This window comes from Bacteroides caccae, assembly GCF_002222615.2.
In the GTDB taxonomy this organism is placed as follows: domain Bacteria; phylum Bacteroidota; class Bacteroidia; order Bacteroidales; family Bacteroidaceae; genus Bacteroides; species Bacteroides caccae.
The window spans coordinates 1,305,507-1,324,510 of sequence record NZ_CP022412.2 but is presented as its reverse complement, the minus strand read 5'-3'; the positions used below and the strand labels follow the sequence as shown (position 1 = coordinate 1,324,510).

Genomic DNA, 19,004 nt, shown 5'->3' with positions numbered 1-19,004 from the left:
AAATTTCAAAGAGCGATAGATAAGAAGAATGAAAAATAAGATTATACAATTACTTTTACTAATCTGCTGCCTGCCGGCGCTGACCGGTTGCATCAGGGAAGAAGAGTACGCCAATGATCCCGTAGGCAACTTCGAGCAACTATGGAAGATCATTGACGAACAGTATTGTTTTCTGGAGGCAAAAGGCATTGACTGGGATGCCGTACACGAAAAATACCGAAAACTGGTGGTACCGACCATGTCCAACGATGATTTGTTTGACCTTCTGAGTCAGATGTTATATACCCTGAAAGACGGGCACGTCAATCTTTCTTCCGCCAAACGCACTTCTTTCTATGATGAGTGGTATCAGGGGTATGATTGGAACTACCGGGAAGACATTCTTTACCAGACCTATCTGGGCAGTGCCAGCAGCGGTTACTACACAGCAGCCGGACTGAAATATAAGATATTCGACAATAATATAGGATATATCCGTTATGAGAGTTTCAGTGCAGGGGTAGGAAACGGTAATCTGGATGAGGTTCTTCTCTACCTGTCACCTTGCAACGGATTAATCATTGATGTACGCGACAACGGAGGGGGAAACTTGACAAACTCCACCCGTATCGCCGCCCGGTTCACCAACCAAAAGACGCTGACCGGATACATTCAGCACAAGACCGGACCGGGACATAATGATTTCTCCCAAATGGAACCGATTTATCTGGAACCGTCCAACAGTATCCGGTGGCAGAAAAAGGTAGTGATATTAACCAACCGTCGTTGTTACAGCGCAACAAACGATTTTGTCAATGCGATGCGCAGCATAGAAGATACAGAAATTATCCAGTTGGGCGACCGGACCGGAGGTGGTTCCGGCCTTCCGTTCTCGTCCGAACTGCCGAACGGTTGGAGCATCCGCTTCTCCGCCAGCCCGCATTTCGATAAGAACAAACAGCCGTTGGAAGAAGGTATCGCACCGGATGTTGCTATCAATATGTCTAAGGAAGACCAACTTGAGAATAAAGATACACTGATAGAAAAGGCATTTGAGATACTAAACGAATAACTTTATTGCCGAATAATTTGTCAAATCAGAAAATCTTCCTATCTTTGCACCGCTAAACAAAAAAGCTACCTGCGGATGTGGCGTAATTGGTAGCCGCGCCAGACTTAGGATCTGGTGCCGTGAGGCGTGTAGGTTCGAGTCCTATCATCCGCACCAAAATAAACTAGAAAGCCTTCAAGATACATTCTTGGAGGCTTTTTAATTGCTTACAATATGAAGAAACATCAACTTTGCTGTATTGGTCACATCACATTAGATAAAGTAGTTACCCCTCAAAGCACTGTTTATATGCCGGGAGGAACCGCTTTTTACTGTTCACACGCCATTCGTCATTTCAATGATATCGACTATACACTGGTCACGGCAGTTGGTGCAACAGAAATGAACGTTGTAAAACAGCTGCGTAAGGTCGGCATTGATGTCACTGCATTGCCCAGCCGGCATTCCGTATATTTCGAGAACATCTACGGGACCAATCCCGATGACCGTACCCAACGTGTACTGGCAAAAGCTGATCCTTTCACCGCTTCCCAACTCCGTGAGATAGACGCGGAGATTTACCACCTCGGCTCCCTGCTAGCCGACGACTTCTCACTGGAAGTAATCAAGGAGCTTTCCCTAAAAGGATTGATTGCAGTAGACTCACAAGGTTACCTGCGTGAAGTACGTGACACTCATGTATATCCGACAGACTGGACCGACAAGCGGGAAGCCTTACGATATATCCATTTCCTGAAAGTCAACGAACACGAAATGGAAGTGCTGACCGGACTTTCCGATCCTCACGAAGCCGCCCGGCGGTTGCATGAATGGGGAGTAAAAGAAGTGTTAGTTACATTGGGAAGCATGGGCTCACTTATTTTCAACGGGACGGACTTTTTCCGTATCCCGGCTTATAAGCCTGTGCAAGTGGTGGACGCGACAGGCTGCGGTGATACATATACAATCGGCTATCTGTATCAACGGGTATCCGGAACCGGCATTGAGGAGGCGGGGCGTTTCGCCGCTGCGATGTCGACACTGAAAATCGAGAAATCCGGTCCTTTCAACGGCAACAAAGAAGATGTCTTCCACTGCATAGAGACAGCGGAAGAAATGTTTTAAGGTCACTATTGCTATTTCACATCGGTTCCTTTTGTGTTAAAATCGGACATTCCTGTATTTTCCAAAATCTTTTTTGCCTTTCGTTTGTTCACTTTGTTACTTTCGCCAAATAGCGGCAGAAAAAGACTTCAACCTAAATAGTAACAAATGGAAAAATTTAATGCAATGAGGACTAGACTTTTACAACATCTTCAGAAGAAAACCACTTGGTTTAAGAGCATAGTGGCACTCACTTGCTTATTGCTTACCTCTGCATCTGCCTTTGCACAAACAAAGACGGTGACGGGTACGGTAACAGACGCTGCTAATGAACCACTAATAGGCGCATCGGTGCTCGTACAAGGAACTTCCACCGGAACCATTACAGACATGGACGGTAAGTATTCAATCTCTGTCACCCCGGACGACGTACTGGCATTTTCCTATGTGGGAATGACCTCGCAGAGCGTCAAGGTCGGTGCGCAGACCGTTATCAACGTCACCCTGAAAGAAGATTCGCAAGTGCTAGCCGAAACGGTAGTTATCGGATATGGTAGTGCTAAGAAAAGGGACTTGACAGGTTCTATCACCAACATCAAAGGAGAAGAACTTGCCAACAAACCTGCCATGAACCCGCTTTCTTCCTTACAGGGAAAAGTGGCCGGCGTGCAAATCGTAAACTCCGGACGTGCCGGCTCCGACCCGGAAATTCGTATTCGCGGTACAAACTCTATCAACGGATATAAACCTTTGTATATCGTTGACGGACTATTCAACGATAACATCAACTTCCTCAACCCGGAGGATATCGAATCCATGGAGATTCTGAAAGACCCGTCTTCACTGGCGATCTTCGGTGTCCGTGGTGCTAACGGTGTGATTATCATCACCACCAAAAAAGCCAAAGAAGGACAAACACTGGTAAATATAAACACCTCCTTCGGCTTCAAGAAAGTAGTAGATAAGGTGAAGCTGGTAAACGGATCGCAATTCCGTGAGTTATACAGCGAGCAGCTCGCCAATCAGGAAGACGCCCCGTTCGACTTCACCGGCTGGAATGCAAATACCGACTGGCAGGATGAAATCTTCCAGACAGCTTTTATCACCAACAATAATATAAGCATTACGGGAGCTTCGCCCAAACATAGTTTCTATCTGGGCGTAGGTTACTCGTATGAACAGGGCAACATCGAACATGAGAAATTCAGCAAAGTGACGATTAATGCAAGTAACGATTACAAGATTACGGATTATCTGAAAGTCGGCTTCCAGTTCAACGGGGCACGTATGCTTCCCGCCGACTCCAAACAAGTACTGAATGCCCTCCGTGCCACCCCGATCGCTCCGGTATATAATGATGAATACGGACTATACAGTGCACTGCCGGAATTTCAGAAAGCACAGATCAACAATCCAATGGTAGACGTCAGTCTGAGAGCAAACACCACCAAAGCCGAGAACTACCGGGCGTCCGGTAATATCTACGGTGAAGTGGACTTCCTGAAACATTTCAACTTCAAAGCGATGTTCTCTATGGACTATGCTTCCAATAACGGACGGACATACCAGCCTATCGTCAAAGTGTACGACCCCACTGTCAGCGGGAATATAGCCACCTTGGGAACAGGCAAAACCGAGGTCAGCCAGTTCAAGGAAAATGAAACGAAAGTACAGAGTGACTATGTGTTGACATATACGAACAGCTTCGACAATGGCAACCATAACCTGACTGCTACTGCAGGTTTCACGACTTATTACAATTCCCTGAGCCGCTTGGACGGAGCACGCAAACAAGGTGTAGGTCTGGTGATTCCCAACGATCCGGACAAATGGTTCGTGAGTATCGGTGATGCAGCCACTGCCACCAATGGAAGCACGCAGTGGGAACGCAGCACACTGTCCATGCTTGCACGTGTTATCTACAACTATAAAGGCAAATACCTGTTCAACGGTTCGTTCCGTCGCGACGGTTCTTCCGCTTTCTCTTATACGGGCAACGAATGGCAGAACTTCTTCTCTCTGGGAGGCGGCTGGCTGATGTCCGAAGAAGAATTCATGAAAGATATCAAATGGCTCGATATGTTGAAAATCAAGGCTTCTTACGGTACGCTGGGTAATCAGAACCTAGATAAAGCCTACCCTGCCGAGCCGTTACTGAGCAACGCTTATTCCGCCGTATTCGGCAAACCGTCTATCATCTATCCGGGCTATCAGCTTGCCTATCTGCCCAATCCAAATCTCCGTTGGGAAAAAGTAGAAGCTTGGGAAGCCGGATTTGAAACGAATCTTCTCCGCAACCGACTGCATTTTGAAGGTGTTTATTACAAGAAAAACACCAAAGACCTGCTGGCCGAAGTTCCCGGTATTTCCGGAACAATTCCGGGGATAGGTAACTTGGGACAGATTCAGAATAAAGGAGTAGAAATGGCTGTGACCTGGCGCGACCAGATCGGCGAATGGGGATATTCTGTCAGTGCCAACCTAACCACCATCAAGAATGAAGTGAAGAGTCTGGTTCAGGAAGGATACTCTATCATCGCCGGAGACAAGCAGCAAAGTTATACAATGGCAGGCTATCCGATCGGTTACTTCTACGGTTATAAGGTAGAAGGCGTTTATCAGTCGCAAGCCGACATAGACGCATCGCCCAAGAACACGCTTGCCACCGTCACCCCCGGTGACTTGAAATTCGCAGATGTCGACGGAAACGGAGAAATTACTCCGGAAGACCGTACCATGATAGGTAATCCTACCCCGAAAGTAACTTACGGTTTCTCCCTCGGAGTGAACTACAAGAACTGGTCGTTGGGGATCGACATGATGGGACAAGGCGGTAACAAGATATTCCGTACGTGGGATAACTACAACTTCGCCCAGTTCAACTACCTCGAACAACGGCTGGACCGTTGGCACGGGGAAGGTACTTCCAATACCCAACCGTTGCTGAACTCCAAGCACTCTATCAACTACCTGAATTCGGATTATTACATCGAAAGCGGCAACTTCTTCCGTATCCGTAACGTACAACTTGCCTATGCATTCGACAAGAGCCTGCTTGCCAAAATCCGCCTGCAAGCCCTGAAAGTGTATGTCAACATACAAAACTTGAAAACATGGAAGCATAACACCGGATATACTCCGGAATTGGGAGGAACCGCCACCGCATTCGGCGTAGACAACGGAAGCTATCCCGTACCGGCAGTCTATACGTTCGGTATTAACCTGACATTCTAATGGCAAGATAATAGCGTAGGGGCGAAAGAGGAGAAAGCATGCAGGCCCCTTGCGAAACTTCAGCAACTTTAATCTTTAAAACTATAATTGTATGAAACTAGATAAATATATATTTTCAACCTTTATTGCTGCGGCCGCACTCACTTTGGGCAGTTGCAGTGACTTTCTGGACCGCAGTCCGCAAGGACAGTTTACAGAAGACGATAATCCCAATGCGCTGGTCAACGGTAAAATCTACAATGTCTACACGATGATGCGTAGCTACGATATCACCGCAGGCACTACCGCCCTCGCTATCCACTGTCTCCGTTCCGAAGACGAAGAAAAGGGAAGTATTGCCAGTGACGGGTCGGATGTAGCCGAGATGTATGACGACTTCAAATACACGGCCTCCAATGGTCTGCTAGGTGCTTATTGGGGAAAGAACTACGCCGTTATCTATCAGTGTAACGACATCCTCGACGCCATTGCCGAGAAAGAAACTGCCGGACAGACCGAAGCCGAAGACATCATCAACAAAGGTGAAGCCTCTTTCTTCCGTGCCTATTGCTACTTCAACCTGGTAAGGGCATTCGGCGAAGTCCCTCTGGTGACTTACAAGATCAACGACGCTTCGGAAGCCAACATTCCGAAAACCACCGTCGATAAAATCTACGAGCAGATTGATGCCGACCTGAAAACCGCCGAGGAGTCACTGCCGGAAACATGGAGTACCGAGTACCTGGGACGACTGACATGGGGAGCCGCCCGTTCTTTGCACGCACGTACATATATGATGCGTAACGACTGGAACAATATGTACACTGCCTCCACCGACGTCATCAAGAAAGGGCTCTACAACCTAAGAACTCCGTATAATGAAATCTTCACCGATGATGGCGAAAATAGCGGCGGTTCTATCTTCGAACTGCAATGTACCGCTACTGCCGCCCTTCCTCAAAGCGATATTATCGGCAGCCAATTCTGCGAAGTGCAAGGTGTGCGCGGAGCGGACCAATGGGACTTGGGCTGGGGCTGGCACATGGCAACCGAACTTATGGCGCAAGCCTACGAACCGGGCGACCCGCGCAAGAACGCCACCCTGCTTTACTTCCGCAGATCGGACAGCGAACCGATTACTCCGGAAAATACCAACGAGCCTTACGGCGAATCTCCCGTCTCTCCGGCAATAGGTGCTTACTTCAACAAGAAAGCCTATACCGACCCTGCCCTGCGTAAAGAATATACCAATAAAGGATATTGGGTGAACATCCGCCTGATCCGTTATGCAGATGTCTTGCTCATGGGAGCCGAATCCGCCAACGAGAAGGGTATCTCCGGTGAGGCAATCGACTACCTGGAACAAGTACGTGCACGTGCCAGAGGCACCAACACCAACATTCTTCCCAAAGTGACCACTACCGACCAGGGAGAACTGCGTGAAGCTATCCGCCACGAACGCCGTGTGGAACTGGGACTTGAGTTCGACCGTTTCTACGACCTCGTCCGCTGGGGCATTGCAAAAGAAGTATTGCAAGCTGCCGGCAAAAATTATCAGGACAAGAACGCTTTACTTCCATTGCCTCAGACTGAAATAGACAAGTCCAAAGGGGTACTGGTGCAAAATCCCGATTACCAATAAAACAAAATAAAATATAATAATATGATATACAAGAAACTAAGTTTATTAATCCTGTTCTTTGCGACAGGACTCCTGACCGCATCCGCTCAGAAGTCGCCACAAGACATGGATCGTTTCATCGACGCATTGATGAAAAAAATGACCACCGAAGAAAAGATCGGTCAGTTGAACCTTCCCGTCACGGGAGAGATTACTACCGGACAAGCCAAGAGCAGCGACATCGCCGGCAAAATCAAGAAAGGCGAAGTGGGAGGACTGTTCAACCTGAAAGGGGTGGAGAAAATACGTGAGGTACAGAAACAGGCTGTGGAAGAGTCACGCCTCGGCATTCCGTTGTTGTTCGGCATGGACGTGATCCATGGATACGAAACGATGTTCCCTATCCCTCTCGGACTCTCCTGTACATGGGATATGGCGGCTATCGAAGAATCCGCCCGCATTGCAGCCGTAGAAGCCAGCGCCGACGGTATCTCATGGACGTTCAGCCCAATGGTGGATATTTCGCGCGACCCGCGTTGGGGACGTGTATCCGAAGGTAACGGTGAAGATCCGTTTCTGGGAGCTATGATTGCCGAAGCCATGGTGCGCGGCTATCAGGGCAAAGATATGAAACGCAATGACGAAATCATGGCTTGCGTAAAGCACTTCGCCCTGTACGGAGCAAGTGAAGCCGGACGTGACTACAATACGGTGGACATGAGCCGCCAACGGATGTTCAACGACTATATGCTGCCTTACGAAGCCGCCGTTGAAGCAGGCGTAGGCAGTGTCATGGCATCATTCAACGAGGTGGACGGCATTCCGGCCACTGCCAACAAATGGTTAATGACGGACATCCTGCGCGGTCAGTGGGGATTCAACGGATTTGTAGTCACCGACTATACCGGTATTTCCGAAATGATAGACCACGGTATCGGCAACCTCCAGACGGTAACGGCACGTGCCATCAACGCCGGAGTGGATATGGATATGGTCAGCGAAGGTTTTGTTGGTACTCTGAAAAAATCCATTCAGGAAGGCAAGGTTTCTATGGAAACATTGAACACCGCCTGCCGCCGCATCCTGGTAGCGAAATACAAACTGGGGTTGTTCGACAACCCGTATAAATATTGCGACCCGAAACGTCCGGCACGTGACATCTTTACGAAGGCACACCGCGACGCTGCCCGCAGAATTGCGGCAGAAAGTTTCGTCCTGCTCAAAAACGACAGCCCCGACGGAAATCCGAACGGCAACCCTCTGCTGCCTTTTAATCCTAAAGGCAACATCGCCGTGATAGGCCCGCTAGCCAACAGCCGTGCCAATATGCCCGGAACATGGAGCGTAGCCGCCGTGCTCGACCGTTGCCCATCACTGGTGGAAGGCTTGAAAGAGATGACTGCCGGAAAAGCGAATATCATGTATGCCAAAGGCAGCAACCTGATTAGTGACGCCGCCTACGAAGAACGCGCCACCATGTTCGGCCGTTCACTGAACCGCGACAACCGGACCGACCAGCAATTGCTGGACGAAGCCTTGAATGTAGCCCGCCGCTCGGACATCATCATCGCAGCCTTGGGCGAATCGTCAGAAATGAGCGGGGAAAGCAGCAGCCGCACTAACCTGGACCTCCCCGACGTACAACAAAACCTGTTAAAAGAATTACTGAAAACCGGAAAGCCGGTAGTACTGGTGTTATTCACTGGTCGTCCGCTTACGCTAAACTGGGAACAGGAACACGTGCCCGCTATTCTGAATGTATGGTTCGGAGGTAGCGAAGCGGCCTACGCTATCGGCGACGCCCTCTTCGGTTATGTCAACCCGGGCGGCAAACTGACGATGACTTTCCCGAAGAACGTCGGACAGATCCCTCTTTATTATGCGCATAAGAACACCGGACGCCCGTTGGGACAGGGTAAATGGTTCGAGAAGTTCCGCAGCAACTATCTCGATGTGGATAACGAGCCACTCTATCCGTTCGGTTACGGACTTTCTTATACCACTTTCTCTTACAGCGATATCGACTTGAGCCATTCCAGCATGGACATGAACGGCTCGCTGACCGCAGTAGTGACAGTCACCAACACGGGCACATGGCCCGGTTCGGAGGTAGTACAGCTTTATATCCGCGACGTCGTCGGCAGCAGTACCCGTCCGGTGAAAGAGCTGAAAGGTTTTCAGAAGATATTTCTCGAACCGGGTGAAATGAAGATTGTCCGTTTCAAGATTGCTCCGGAAATGTTGCGATATTACAATTATGACCTGCAACTGGTAGCGGAGCCGGGAGATTTCGAAGTGATGATCGGCACCAACAGCCGGGATGTGAAAACAGCAAGATTCACTTTGAACTAAAGTAACCGTGAAAAGTCGGTAGTAACTCAATTCTCCTCCTTCGGGAAGGAGGAGAATGAAGATACAACCGCCTCTTGCCCCTTTTACAAACCAAACTTAATAGTATCAGTTATGAAAAATAAACATCATAGAAGAATCACAACAGGAAGCCTACTCCCTCTCATGCTACTGTTTCTATCCACCCTTACCCTGACCTTCCAAAGTTGTAAGGGAAAAAGCAGCAGCAACCTCACCGCCGCCACCGACTCACTATCGGATGACGCCTTAATGGATACCGTTCAGCGAAGGACTTTCCTTTATTTCTGGGAAGGTGCAGAACCCAACAGCGGTCTTGCCCCCGAACGTTATCACGTAGACGGCGTATATCCGCAGAATGACGCCAACGTGGTCACCTCCGGCGGCAGCGGCTTCGGCATCATGGCTATCCTTGCCGGTATAGACCGCGGCTACGTCACCCGCGAAGAAGGATTGGCACGTATGGAACGTATCGTCTCCTTCCTCGAAAAGGCCGACCGTTTTCACGGAGCTTACCCGCACTGGTGGTATGGTGATACCGGAAAAGTGAAGCCGTTCGGTCAGAAAGACAACGGCGGCGACCTCGTAGAAACCGCCTTCCTGATGCAGGGTCTTCTAGCCGTGCACCAATACTACGCAAACGGTAATGACAAAGAAAAGGCCATAGCCCAACGTATCGACCGCCTCTGGCGGGAGGTAGACTGGGACTGGTACCGCAAAGGCGGACAAAACGTTCTTTATTGGCATTGGAGTCCTACTTACGGCTGGGAAATGGATTTCCCCATACATGGCTACAACGAATGCATGATTATGTATATCCTTGCCGCCGCTTCACCGACGCACGGAGTACCTGCCGCTGTCTATCATGACGGTTGGGCACAGAACGGAGCGATTGTTTCCCCGCACAAGGTGGAAGGTATAGAATTGCATCTCCGCTACCAGGGCACGGAAGCCGGACCGCTTTTCTGGGCACAATATTCTTTCCTCGGCCTCGACCCCGTCGGACTGAAAGACGAATACTGTCCCAGCTACTTCCACGAAATGCGTAACCTGACGCTAGTCAACCGCGCCTACTGTATCCGCAACCCCAAACACTATAAAGGTTTCGGGCCGGACTGCTGGGGGCTGACCGCCAGTTACTCCGTCGACGGATACGCCGCCCACTCGCCGAACGAGCAGGACGACAAAGGGGTCATCTCCCCCACCGCCGCACTTTCGTCTATCGTCTACACCCCGGAATATTCTCTGCAAGTGATGCGCCACCTATATAATATGGGAGACAAAGTATTCGGTCCTTTCGGATTCTACGACGCTTTCAGCGAAACGGACAACTGGTATCCGCAACGCTATCTGGCTATCGACCAAGGACCTATCGCCGTCATGATCGAGAATTACCGGACAGGCCTGTTATGGAAACTCTTTATGAGCCACCCCGATGTACAAGCCGGATTGACGAAACTCGGTTTTAATACCAACAAACAGGATGTGAGACAACAATAAGGAATCACGGTCGGTGGAAGTGGTCTTACTGACCACCTCCGCCACCGGCGTTTCCTCCGCCTCCGCCGCCTTTCACATCATCATTACTAATGCTTCGGGCAGCTTTCTTCACGCTGGCTTTCAGTTCTCCGATCCGGTAGCTGACACTGACTCCAAAGCTACGGCTCGGCCATTTGCTACTGCTCTTTGACACGAAGTTGGCTCCTTCCGTATGGTTGTTGTAGCTCCTGTATTTTTCAAAGATGTTATTACAATATAAGTTCACAGACAAACGGTCCTCTTTCAGGAACGAGCGGTTCAGGCTAAGACCATAATATTGATAACCGGACCCCTTTCCTTGCAGACTGATATACGGCGTACTTCCACCACCATTCAGGCTCAACCGCAACTTCAAAGGAAGCGTGTGCTGGATACCCCCGTAGAAAGAGCCGTTCCATCCATAGTTGTGCAATCCCTGCGCCTCACTTTTCATATCTGTATAACTTCCGCGTCCGTTCACATAAATACGTGTTTTCGGAGAAGCATTCCAGTTCAGATAAAGGGAAAGGCCGGTATTCCGGTTCTTGCCTATATTATCATAGGTGCTGTATAAAGCCCCGTGCGGTGCTATATGACCGCCGCCAAAGTCTTCCCCGTCCTCGGCAGTAATCAAACGGCTGATTCTCTCGATTCCATTATTATTAAAGGAGTGACGCAATGAGACATTCACGTTAAACTTAGCACTGAAACTGCTGTAAGCCACATCGAACGCATGACTTTTCTCACTCTTCAAATCCGGATTACCCTGACTGATAAACATCGGGTTCTGATCGTCAAAATAAGGGTTCAGGTTCCAGATACCCGGACGCCAGATACGCATATTATAACCGGCACGTATGTTCTGCGTTTTGCCGATCTTCATCCCCAAAGAGACGGAAGGCACCAAGTCACTGAAATTGGTATGGAAATTCTCTCCCGGACCGACAATATATTTCACCCGTTGTATGGTCTGTTCGTAGCGGAGTCCCGGTTTGAAAGTAAAGTCCTTATATCTCAACGTATATCCGGCATAGGCGGACAGGATATGGTTCAAATGACGGTAATCGCTGCTGCGGTCCTCGTTGTATGCATAATCATTGCTGCCTCCTGCTGCCTCGTAAAACTTATTATCACTGGAGTTCCGCCGGAAGATATACTTCACGCCGGTTTCAATCGTATGCAATTTGCCGATCGGTGTCGTATAATCCACCTGAAAGGTCTGTTCCATAGTATTCGTCTTACCGTCCGAATGGTAATTGTACAACTTCAGATTTTCTATCAGTTCATCTTTTCTTTCATCCGGAAGAATATCGAGATAAGTGCTATAAGAATCACTCGTCTGAGGTTGTGTGTTCACCTTATAAGAAAGCGTAATCATCCGTTGCTTGTTCTTCTTGGAAGTACGCTGATAATCAACGTTTCCATTTATGGAGAACCACGAACTTTTTCCATGATTGTCCGTCCGGTAGCTATAAGCAACATCCTCGTAATTTGCTCCGTACATCACGGTACTACCGTCGCTGTTACTCTTATTACTGCTGCCATACATCCCGAAAGCCACCGTCAGCAACCGTAACGTATCAATCTCGTAACTCGCCTCAAGATTCCCGTACTGGAAATTCCCCTTTGACTTGGAACTGCTGCCGGACTCAAGATATTTCTCCGTATCCGACTCAAAGTTCTCACGATAACTGTCCGAATAGCCGCGCGGGCTGTTATTATAATTAAAGTTATAATTGGCGGAAAGAGTTAGTTTCCCCTGTTTCACCATTGCATAAGCACCGGTACCTGCCCCGTTATTGTTCGCGCTTCCACGGAAAGTAGCCGTATATCCTTCAAATCCGCTGCCTACTGTCACGATATTCAGGATACCGCCCACTCCTTCCGCATCATATTTAGCTCCCGGTGAAGTGATAACCTCAATATATTTAATCGAATTGGCAGGCATACTTTTCAACACTTCCTTCGGGTTATTGCTCATCATGTTATTGGGTTTCCCGTTCACGTGTACCTTGAAACTGCTGCTTCCGTTCACCTGTATATTATCTTCCCCGTCCACCGTCACCAAAGGAACTTTACGCAACATTTCCAATATACTGTTGGACTTGGAATCGGGGTCATCCTCAATATTATACTCTATCTTATCGACATCTACCTTTACCAGAGGCTTTTGTGCCACGACTTCCACCCCTTTCAGCTCATTGTTGGCTTCCGCCGAGAGCATTGTCCCCAAATCAACCACCTTAGTTGACGATTTCAACGTAAATTCCTTCACCACAGGCGCTTTACCTATCGAAGAAATACTGATTACATAATCTCCTGCCGGCACATTCAGCTTCTCCTGAAATTTACCGTTCGCACCGGTCACCGCCATTTTCAGCGCTTTCTCCGGAGCATTTTTCTTTGTAATTCTGATTGTAGCATACGGTTCCCCTTCCTGCGTCAAAGAATCCAGAAGCACACCTTTGATTGTATAAGAAGGAGCCACGGATTTTTGCGCCCACCCCGCCACAGATGCAGTGAACACGAATAGTAATAGTAGCAACAGTCTGTGTTTCATAACTAGAATGATTTAGTTCTTATTTTATTAGACGTGCAACATTTCGGAATGTTGCAAATTTGGGGGATAAAAGTAGGTGGTTTCCCAACAGTTACGAAACATTCGGAGTTAAGAAAGTAAAAAGAATAGATAAAAAATATTATACGCTCTATTTATTTCAGCCCCGTCCAATGCTTCACGCCTGACAACAACTGCTTCAAATTGTTCCATAATCTATCTACCCAACTGATATGAAAAGGCTTTTCGTATTTCATAAGCACCTTCGCACAGTCCTGCATCCGTTCGCCTTGTCTTCTCATGGCTATCTGTATCTCATTCATTCGAGCGATTTTTTCCCTCTGCAACAGCAGTTCCTTATCCTGAGCACCTATAATTTCGGCATACAAAAGACAAATCTTTGTTTTTTGCATACACAGTTCTTCTAATGTATCAATATATTCCGCCATAACCCGATCCTTACCTCGACGCAAAAAATCGTCCATACCTTCTTCGTCAACTGCAGGCGGTTCCTTAGTGTACGCTACCGGAAATCTATTCATTTCTATCCAAAGCCAGATCACCTCTTCGTTAATCCCATACTTAAACGCTGCTTTTTCTATGCTAATCCATTTCGGCATAATGCTCTTTTTTAATGTGTTCCACAATAAAAAGTAAATGTTATTTTGTTTATGTGGGACAACACGCATCCACGTTTTTTGCATTTCGGACGAGTAAGGAGTGGTTAGGTTAGACTTTTCTGGGGTAATGTATAACCGCCCGGATACAAAAAAGACGTGAATGCTGTTGTACCATTATCTTTACCCTAGGCCTAGCGAACCTTTTCACGAGACAATGATAACAACAGACATCCACGCCAATCGTTTATATATAACACATCTCCTAACGGATATGTTGATACAAGCCGTTCACGTGGAATATCTGTTGTATCATCTCTCCGTGAATAGAAACTGCTAGATTTCGGGTAAGAGAGATAATACGTCATATTCCATTTAAAATAATAACCGCTTTCCACCGTTTCATCACGCCGATGAGCAGAAAGCGTATGACAAAGATATATGTTTATTTTGAAATACAGTAGAAATATGGAAATAAATACAAGAAATTCCGTATATTCCAACTACTCTCTACAAAGGGAAAAATGCAAATTCTCTTTCAACCTATCACCACCCTTCTGAAACCCTTTACAGATCGTACTTACAGAACGGTGATAGGTTGTCAGTAACCTATCACCTTACCTATCACCTATCACCGCCCAATTTGATAAATGCCTCTTGTAAACAAGAGTACCACTCAGAGGTAACTTCCGTTTCATGCCTTGTTACAATTTGTTTCAAGGCGAAGAAACTTTAGTTTCAAGCTGCCGGAACTAAAGTTTCAAGCTATTGAAACCAGAGTTTCAAGGTGCAGAAACTAGAGTTTCTCACCGATGAAACCGATCGTTTCCCCGTATGGAACAGGCAGCAAAAAGGCATATAAAACTTAACCAAGTTTTAGTGATAAATAAATACGAAAGAGTTTGCCCGACCGGATTATAAAGCCTACCTTTATCAGCCTTTAATAAAAAAGGAATAAATAATAAACACACTTGACATGAAACTTACTTTGATGCGGGACAACAGCGGGACATTAACCATGCGAACGCTAGATATTACCCTACAAATAGAAGCGATGAAGCATGAAACGAAAGCCCGCCCGATCAGTAATCTACGGACAAGCATACGTCACGCATCACCGGACTGCAAACTAGAAGAAGCGCAAAAACTGACGAAAGTCATCCCTGCCGCCAACTTCCGCAAAACAACCAACGGGACACAAATGACCGCATACAACGGCATCGTGCAAATAGAAGTAAACCACCTGGCAAACAGGACGGAAGTAAACCGTGTGAAACAGGAAGCAGCAGAACTCACCCAAACCCTCGCAGCCTTCATGGGTTCCAGCGGACACTCCGTAAAAATATGGCTGCGTTTCACACGCCCGGACAAATCACTACCCAAAAGCCGGGAAGAAGCGGAAATATTCCAAGCTCACGCTTACAGAAAAGCCGTCGGCCTGTGTCAACCGGCACTCTCCTATGCCATCGAACTTAAAAAACCGACATTGGATCAATTCTGCCGGCAAACCTACGATCCGGAACTTTATTACAATCCCGACTCTACCGTCATTTATATGCGCCAACCATTAGAAATGCCGTCGGACACCACCTACAAAGAAACCGTGCAAGCGGAAAACTCCCCATTCAAACGGCTGATTCCGGGATACGACAGTTTCGACACCTTATCCGCCCTCTTCGAGGTCGCCCTGAATAAGGCTTACCATTCATTAAGCGAACTTCATCCCAACGTGCATCTCCATTCGGACGATGACCTCAAGCCTCTCTTAGTGCAACTTGCGGAAAACTGCTTTCAGTCAGGCATACCGGAAGAGGAAACCGCCCGTTGGGCCATTGCACACTTCTACACCCAAAAGAAGGAATTCCTGATCCGCCAAACCGTACAAAATGTATACCTGAACGCCAAAGGTTTCGGAAAAAAGTCCCCCTTATCAGCCGAACAGGAACTGGAACTCCGGACAGAAGAATTTATGCAACGCCGATACGAGTTTCGTTACAACACGATGACAACCGTCACCGAATATCGCGAACGAAACACGTTCTGTTTTTGCTTCCGTCCGGTCACCAACCGCACGCGCAACAGCATCGCCATGAACGCACGACTCGAAGGACTCAACCTTTGGGACAGGGATGTTGCCCGTTATCTGGACTCCGACCGTATTCCGGTTTTCAACCCTATCGAAGATTTCCTTTTCGGCGTGGATATCCGTTGGGACGGTCGCGACCGCATCCGCGAGCTTGCTTCCCGTGTTCCTTGCAACAATATCCACTGGCCTGATCTGTTTTATCGCTGGTTCCTGAATATGGTGGCTCATTGGCGCCACACTGACCGCAACTACGCAAATTGCACGGTACCGTTGTTAGTCGGTCCGCAAGCTTACCGGAAATCCACTTTCTGCCGGAATCTGCTACCGACCGAATTGCAACCCTACTACACCGACCGCATTGACTTCAGCAACAAAAGGGATGCCGAACTATCTCTCAACCGTTTCGCACTCATCAACATGGACGAGTTCGACCAAAACAGGGAGAGTCAACAGGCTTTCCTGAAACATATCATTCAAAAACCGGTAGTCAACACCCGCCGTCCTCACGGTGTAGCGACACAGGAGTTGCGCCGCTATGCCTCATTCATCGGCACGAGCAATCACAAGGATTTACTGACCGACACTTCCGGCAGCCGACGTTATATCGTCATCGCCGTAACCGGTCCGATCGATTGTTCTCCTATCGACTATGAACAACTTTACGCGCAAGCCATACACGATATTTACAAAGGAGAACGTTATTGGTTCAATGCCGAAGATGAAAAGGTTATGACCGAAAGCAATCAGGAGTTTCAAGTGATCCCCATTGCAGAGCAATTATTCCACCAATATTTCCGAGCTGCCCGGGAAGATGAGGAAGAATACGAGTTACTTCTCGCCATCGAGATACTGGAACAGGTGCAACATGATAGTAGAATCCGCATTTCCAATTGCAACATTATCCAGTTTGGAAGAATATTGCAGAGGAATCAAGTGCCTTCCATACACGCCAAGCGCGGCAATGTCTATAAAGTTGTCCGAATCAAGCCGAAAAGAGCATAAATATACAATTATCGGTACGGTGACAGGTGAAGGATACGGTGATAGGTTAACGACAACCTATCACCGTTCTGTAAGTACGATCTGTAAAGGGTTTCAGAAGGGTGGTGATAGGTTGAAAGAGGAATTGGAAAAATCAATAGGAATTGCGAACAGTGCCCAACAGTCACTATTCTTCAGCAATAACCCAGTCTCCGATAGTTCTTGTCGTACTGTCGAAGTTGACTCCTATCTTTACAACACTTCGATGATCCGGCTGATAAGGTATAGCATATCCTTTACTGTTTATTTGTTCCAACGCTTCTTCCGGTGTACCATCTACCTTGAACTCAAAGACATAAATAGCATCATGTAATTTTACAACTACGTCAGCCCGTCCGATAGCACTTTTTACTTCCACATCCACGTATTGGCCCATCAAGCGGAATAAAAGATAGAAGATAGTCTGATAATGTTTTTCCTGCTTATTCTCCAGATCATTGGGAATCGAAGCGAAGAAAGCCCTTATTCTCTCCAGACATTCAACCAGTTTTCCGGCACGCAAGTCTTTGATAAAAGAAACCACATAAAACGTATTTTCACGTGCCGGCAAATGTACGTAGGCGGGCATAAGAGACTCGATAAATCCTTTCCGCACTTCTTTGTTGGGATAAGCCAAAGTATAAAGTTGGAATTCCGAATCGTAGCCCTTGATAGTAAGATAGCCACTTTGATAAAGCACAGGGAGAGGATCAGTGATAACACTTGTAGGAGCATCAAACTGTTCGGCAGTAGCCGTAGTCCCATCCAATTCTCGGATATCGAAATTACTCTGCTGTAATATGTTTATCAAGAAAGTAGGTGTTCCGGTAGAAAACCAGAAATTCTCATAGCTCTTTTGAGCAAATGCATTAAACAAACTAAATGGATTATAAACGTCTTCACACTTTTTGCTAAAATGATACCCGTCATACTGCTGTTTCAAGTGCAAACAGGCCTCCTCATAGGTTTCGCCATTAGCCTGTGCCATCATCTCAATATCTGCTTTCAGTTGCGTACGTAATTCCTGCTCGGTAATACCACAAATTGCGCTATAATCATCCCGCATGCTGATATTCTGCAAATTATTCAGTTCACTGAAAATACTCATTTGACTGAATTTGCTGATTCCCGTCAAGAAAAGGAAACGAAGATATTCTCCTTGTGCCTTTAAAGGACTAAAGAATTTCCGCATTTCTTCACGTAATTCATTTTGCAGTTCCGGCAAATGGTTACTGTCTAATAAAGGTGCATCATATTCGTCAATAAGCACTACTACCTGCAAACCGGTTTGCTGGTATGCTCTTTTTATTATCCCAGAAAAACGGGCTGCATAGCCCTCCTCTTCCGGAGCGTTCCCATAAATTCGCTCCCACTCACAAAGTTGAAGATTCAAACGTTCGTTCAGATCAGCCATAGTGGTATATTTCGTCATGCTGAAATCTATGTGCAGCACCGGATAGACATTCCATTCTTTCTCCAAACGTTCCATTGCCAATCCTTGGAACAAGTCTTTTCTTCCCCGAAAATAAGCGTCCAAAGTGGAAACCAGCAAACTTTTCCCGAAGCGGCGGGGACGACTTAAAAAATAAACCTTATTGGTATTAGCCAACCGATATATCAACTCCGTCTTGTCAACGTATACGTTGTTATTATTACGCAAGTCTTCAAAATTCTGTATCCCTATCGGGTATATTCTAAAAGTATTATTCATAATGCCTATCCTCTCTAAAATGAAATATAGACAAATATAGGTATTAAAAGACAAACATCAAACAGTACTATACATTTTCTCAAATCTTATCGGCATTTACAACCATAAGACAGAAAGGACACCCGACTATTATCTCATAACAATACCCGAACCATTGCTA

10 protein-coding genes and 1 tRNA gene are annotated in these 19,004 nt (G+C 47.1%); 8 read left to right on the top strand and 3 right to left on the bottom strand.

Annotated elements, in window-relative coordinates; all coding sequences use genetic code 11:
* The first annotated feature begins 28 nt into the window (after positions 1-28).
* From CGC64_RS05115 to CGC64_RS05085, 7 genes are all read left to right on the top strand, one after another.
* Complete coding sequence (locus tag CGC64_RS05115; RefSeq protein WP_089421555.1) at positions 29-1,051, top strand: S41 family peptidase; 1,023 nt, start codon at positions 29-31, stop codon at positions 1,049-1,051.
* 71 nt (positions 1,052-1,122) lie between these two features.
* A tRNA-Leu gene (locus tag CGC64_RS05110) sits at positions 1,123-1,207 on the top strand.
* A 57-nt stretch (positions 1,208-1,264) separates the two neighbouring features.
* Complete coding sequence (locus CGC64_RS05105; RefSeq protein WP_005679335.1) at positions 1,265-2,155, top strand: carbohydrate kinase family protein; 891 nt, start codon at positions 1,265-1,267, stop codon at positions 2,153-2,155.
* 147 nt (positions 2,156-2,302) lie between these two features.
* A complete protein-coding gene (locus CGC64_RS05100; protein ID WP_005679334.1) occupies positions 2,303-5,368 on the top strand; it encodes a SusC/RagA family TonB-linked outer membrane protein in 3,066 nt (1,021 codons plus the stop codon).
* Positions 5,369-5,459: 91 nt separating this feature from the next.
* Entirely contained in the window at positions 5,460-6,989 is a 1,530-nt protein-coding gene (locus CGC64_RS05095; protein ID WP_005679333.1) for a RagB/SusD family nutrient uptake outer membrane protein, read from the top strand.
* Positions 6,990-7,010: 21 nt separating this feature from the next.
* Positions 7,011-9,320, top strand: coding sequence for a beta-glucosidase BglX (gene bglX / locus CGC64_RS05090; protein WP_005679332.1), 2,310 nt, complete (start codon positions 7,011-7,013; stop codon positions 9,318-9,320).
* 162 nt (positions 9,321-9,482) lie between these two features.
* Positions 9,483-10,835, top strand: coding sequence for a glucoamylase family protein (locus tag CGC64_RS05085; protein ID WP_032838382.1), 1,353 nt, complete (start codon positions 9,483-9,485; stop codon positions 10,833-10,835).
* Positions 10,836-10,860: 25 nt separating this feature from the next.
* On the opposite strand, the gene CGC64_RS05080 is transcribed toward CGC64_RS05085, so the two are convergent.
* Both CGC64_RS05080 and CGC64_RS05075 read right to left on the bottom strand, forming a co-directional pair.
* Complete coding sequence (locus tag CGC64_RS05080) at positions 10,861-13,413, bottom strand: outer membrane beta-barrel family protein (RefSeq protein ID WP_005679330.1); 2,553 nt, start codon at positions 13,411-13,413, stop codon at positions 10,861-10,863.
* A gap of 152 nt (positions 13,414-13,565) precedes the next feature.
* The gene (locus CGC64_RS05075) at positions 13,566-14,030 is read right to left on the bottom strand and encodes a hypothetical protein (protein ID WP_032855509.1); all 465 of its coding nucleotides are present in this window, start codon (positions 14,028-14,030) and stop codon (positions 13,566-13,568) included.
* Positions 14,031-15,003: 973 nt separating this feature from the next.
* On the opposite strand from CGC64_RS05075, the gene CGC64_RS05065 reads away from it, so the two are divergent.
* Positions 15,004-17,115, top strand: a complete 2,112-nt coding sequence (locus CGC64_RS05065; protein WP_005679327.1) for a BT4734/BF3469 family protein — start codon at positions 15,004-15,006, stop codon at positions 17,113-17,115.
* Positions 17,116-17,281: 166 nt separating this feature from the next.
* Here the strand turns inward: CGC64_RS05065 and CGC64_RS05060 are convergent, their stop codons facing one another.
* A complete protein-coding gene (locus CGC64_RS05060) occupies positions 17,282-18,844 on the bottom strand; it encodes an ATP-binding protein (protein WP_005679326.1) in 1,563 nt (520 codons plus the stop codon).
* Positions 18,845-19,004: the final 160 nt, after the last annotated feature.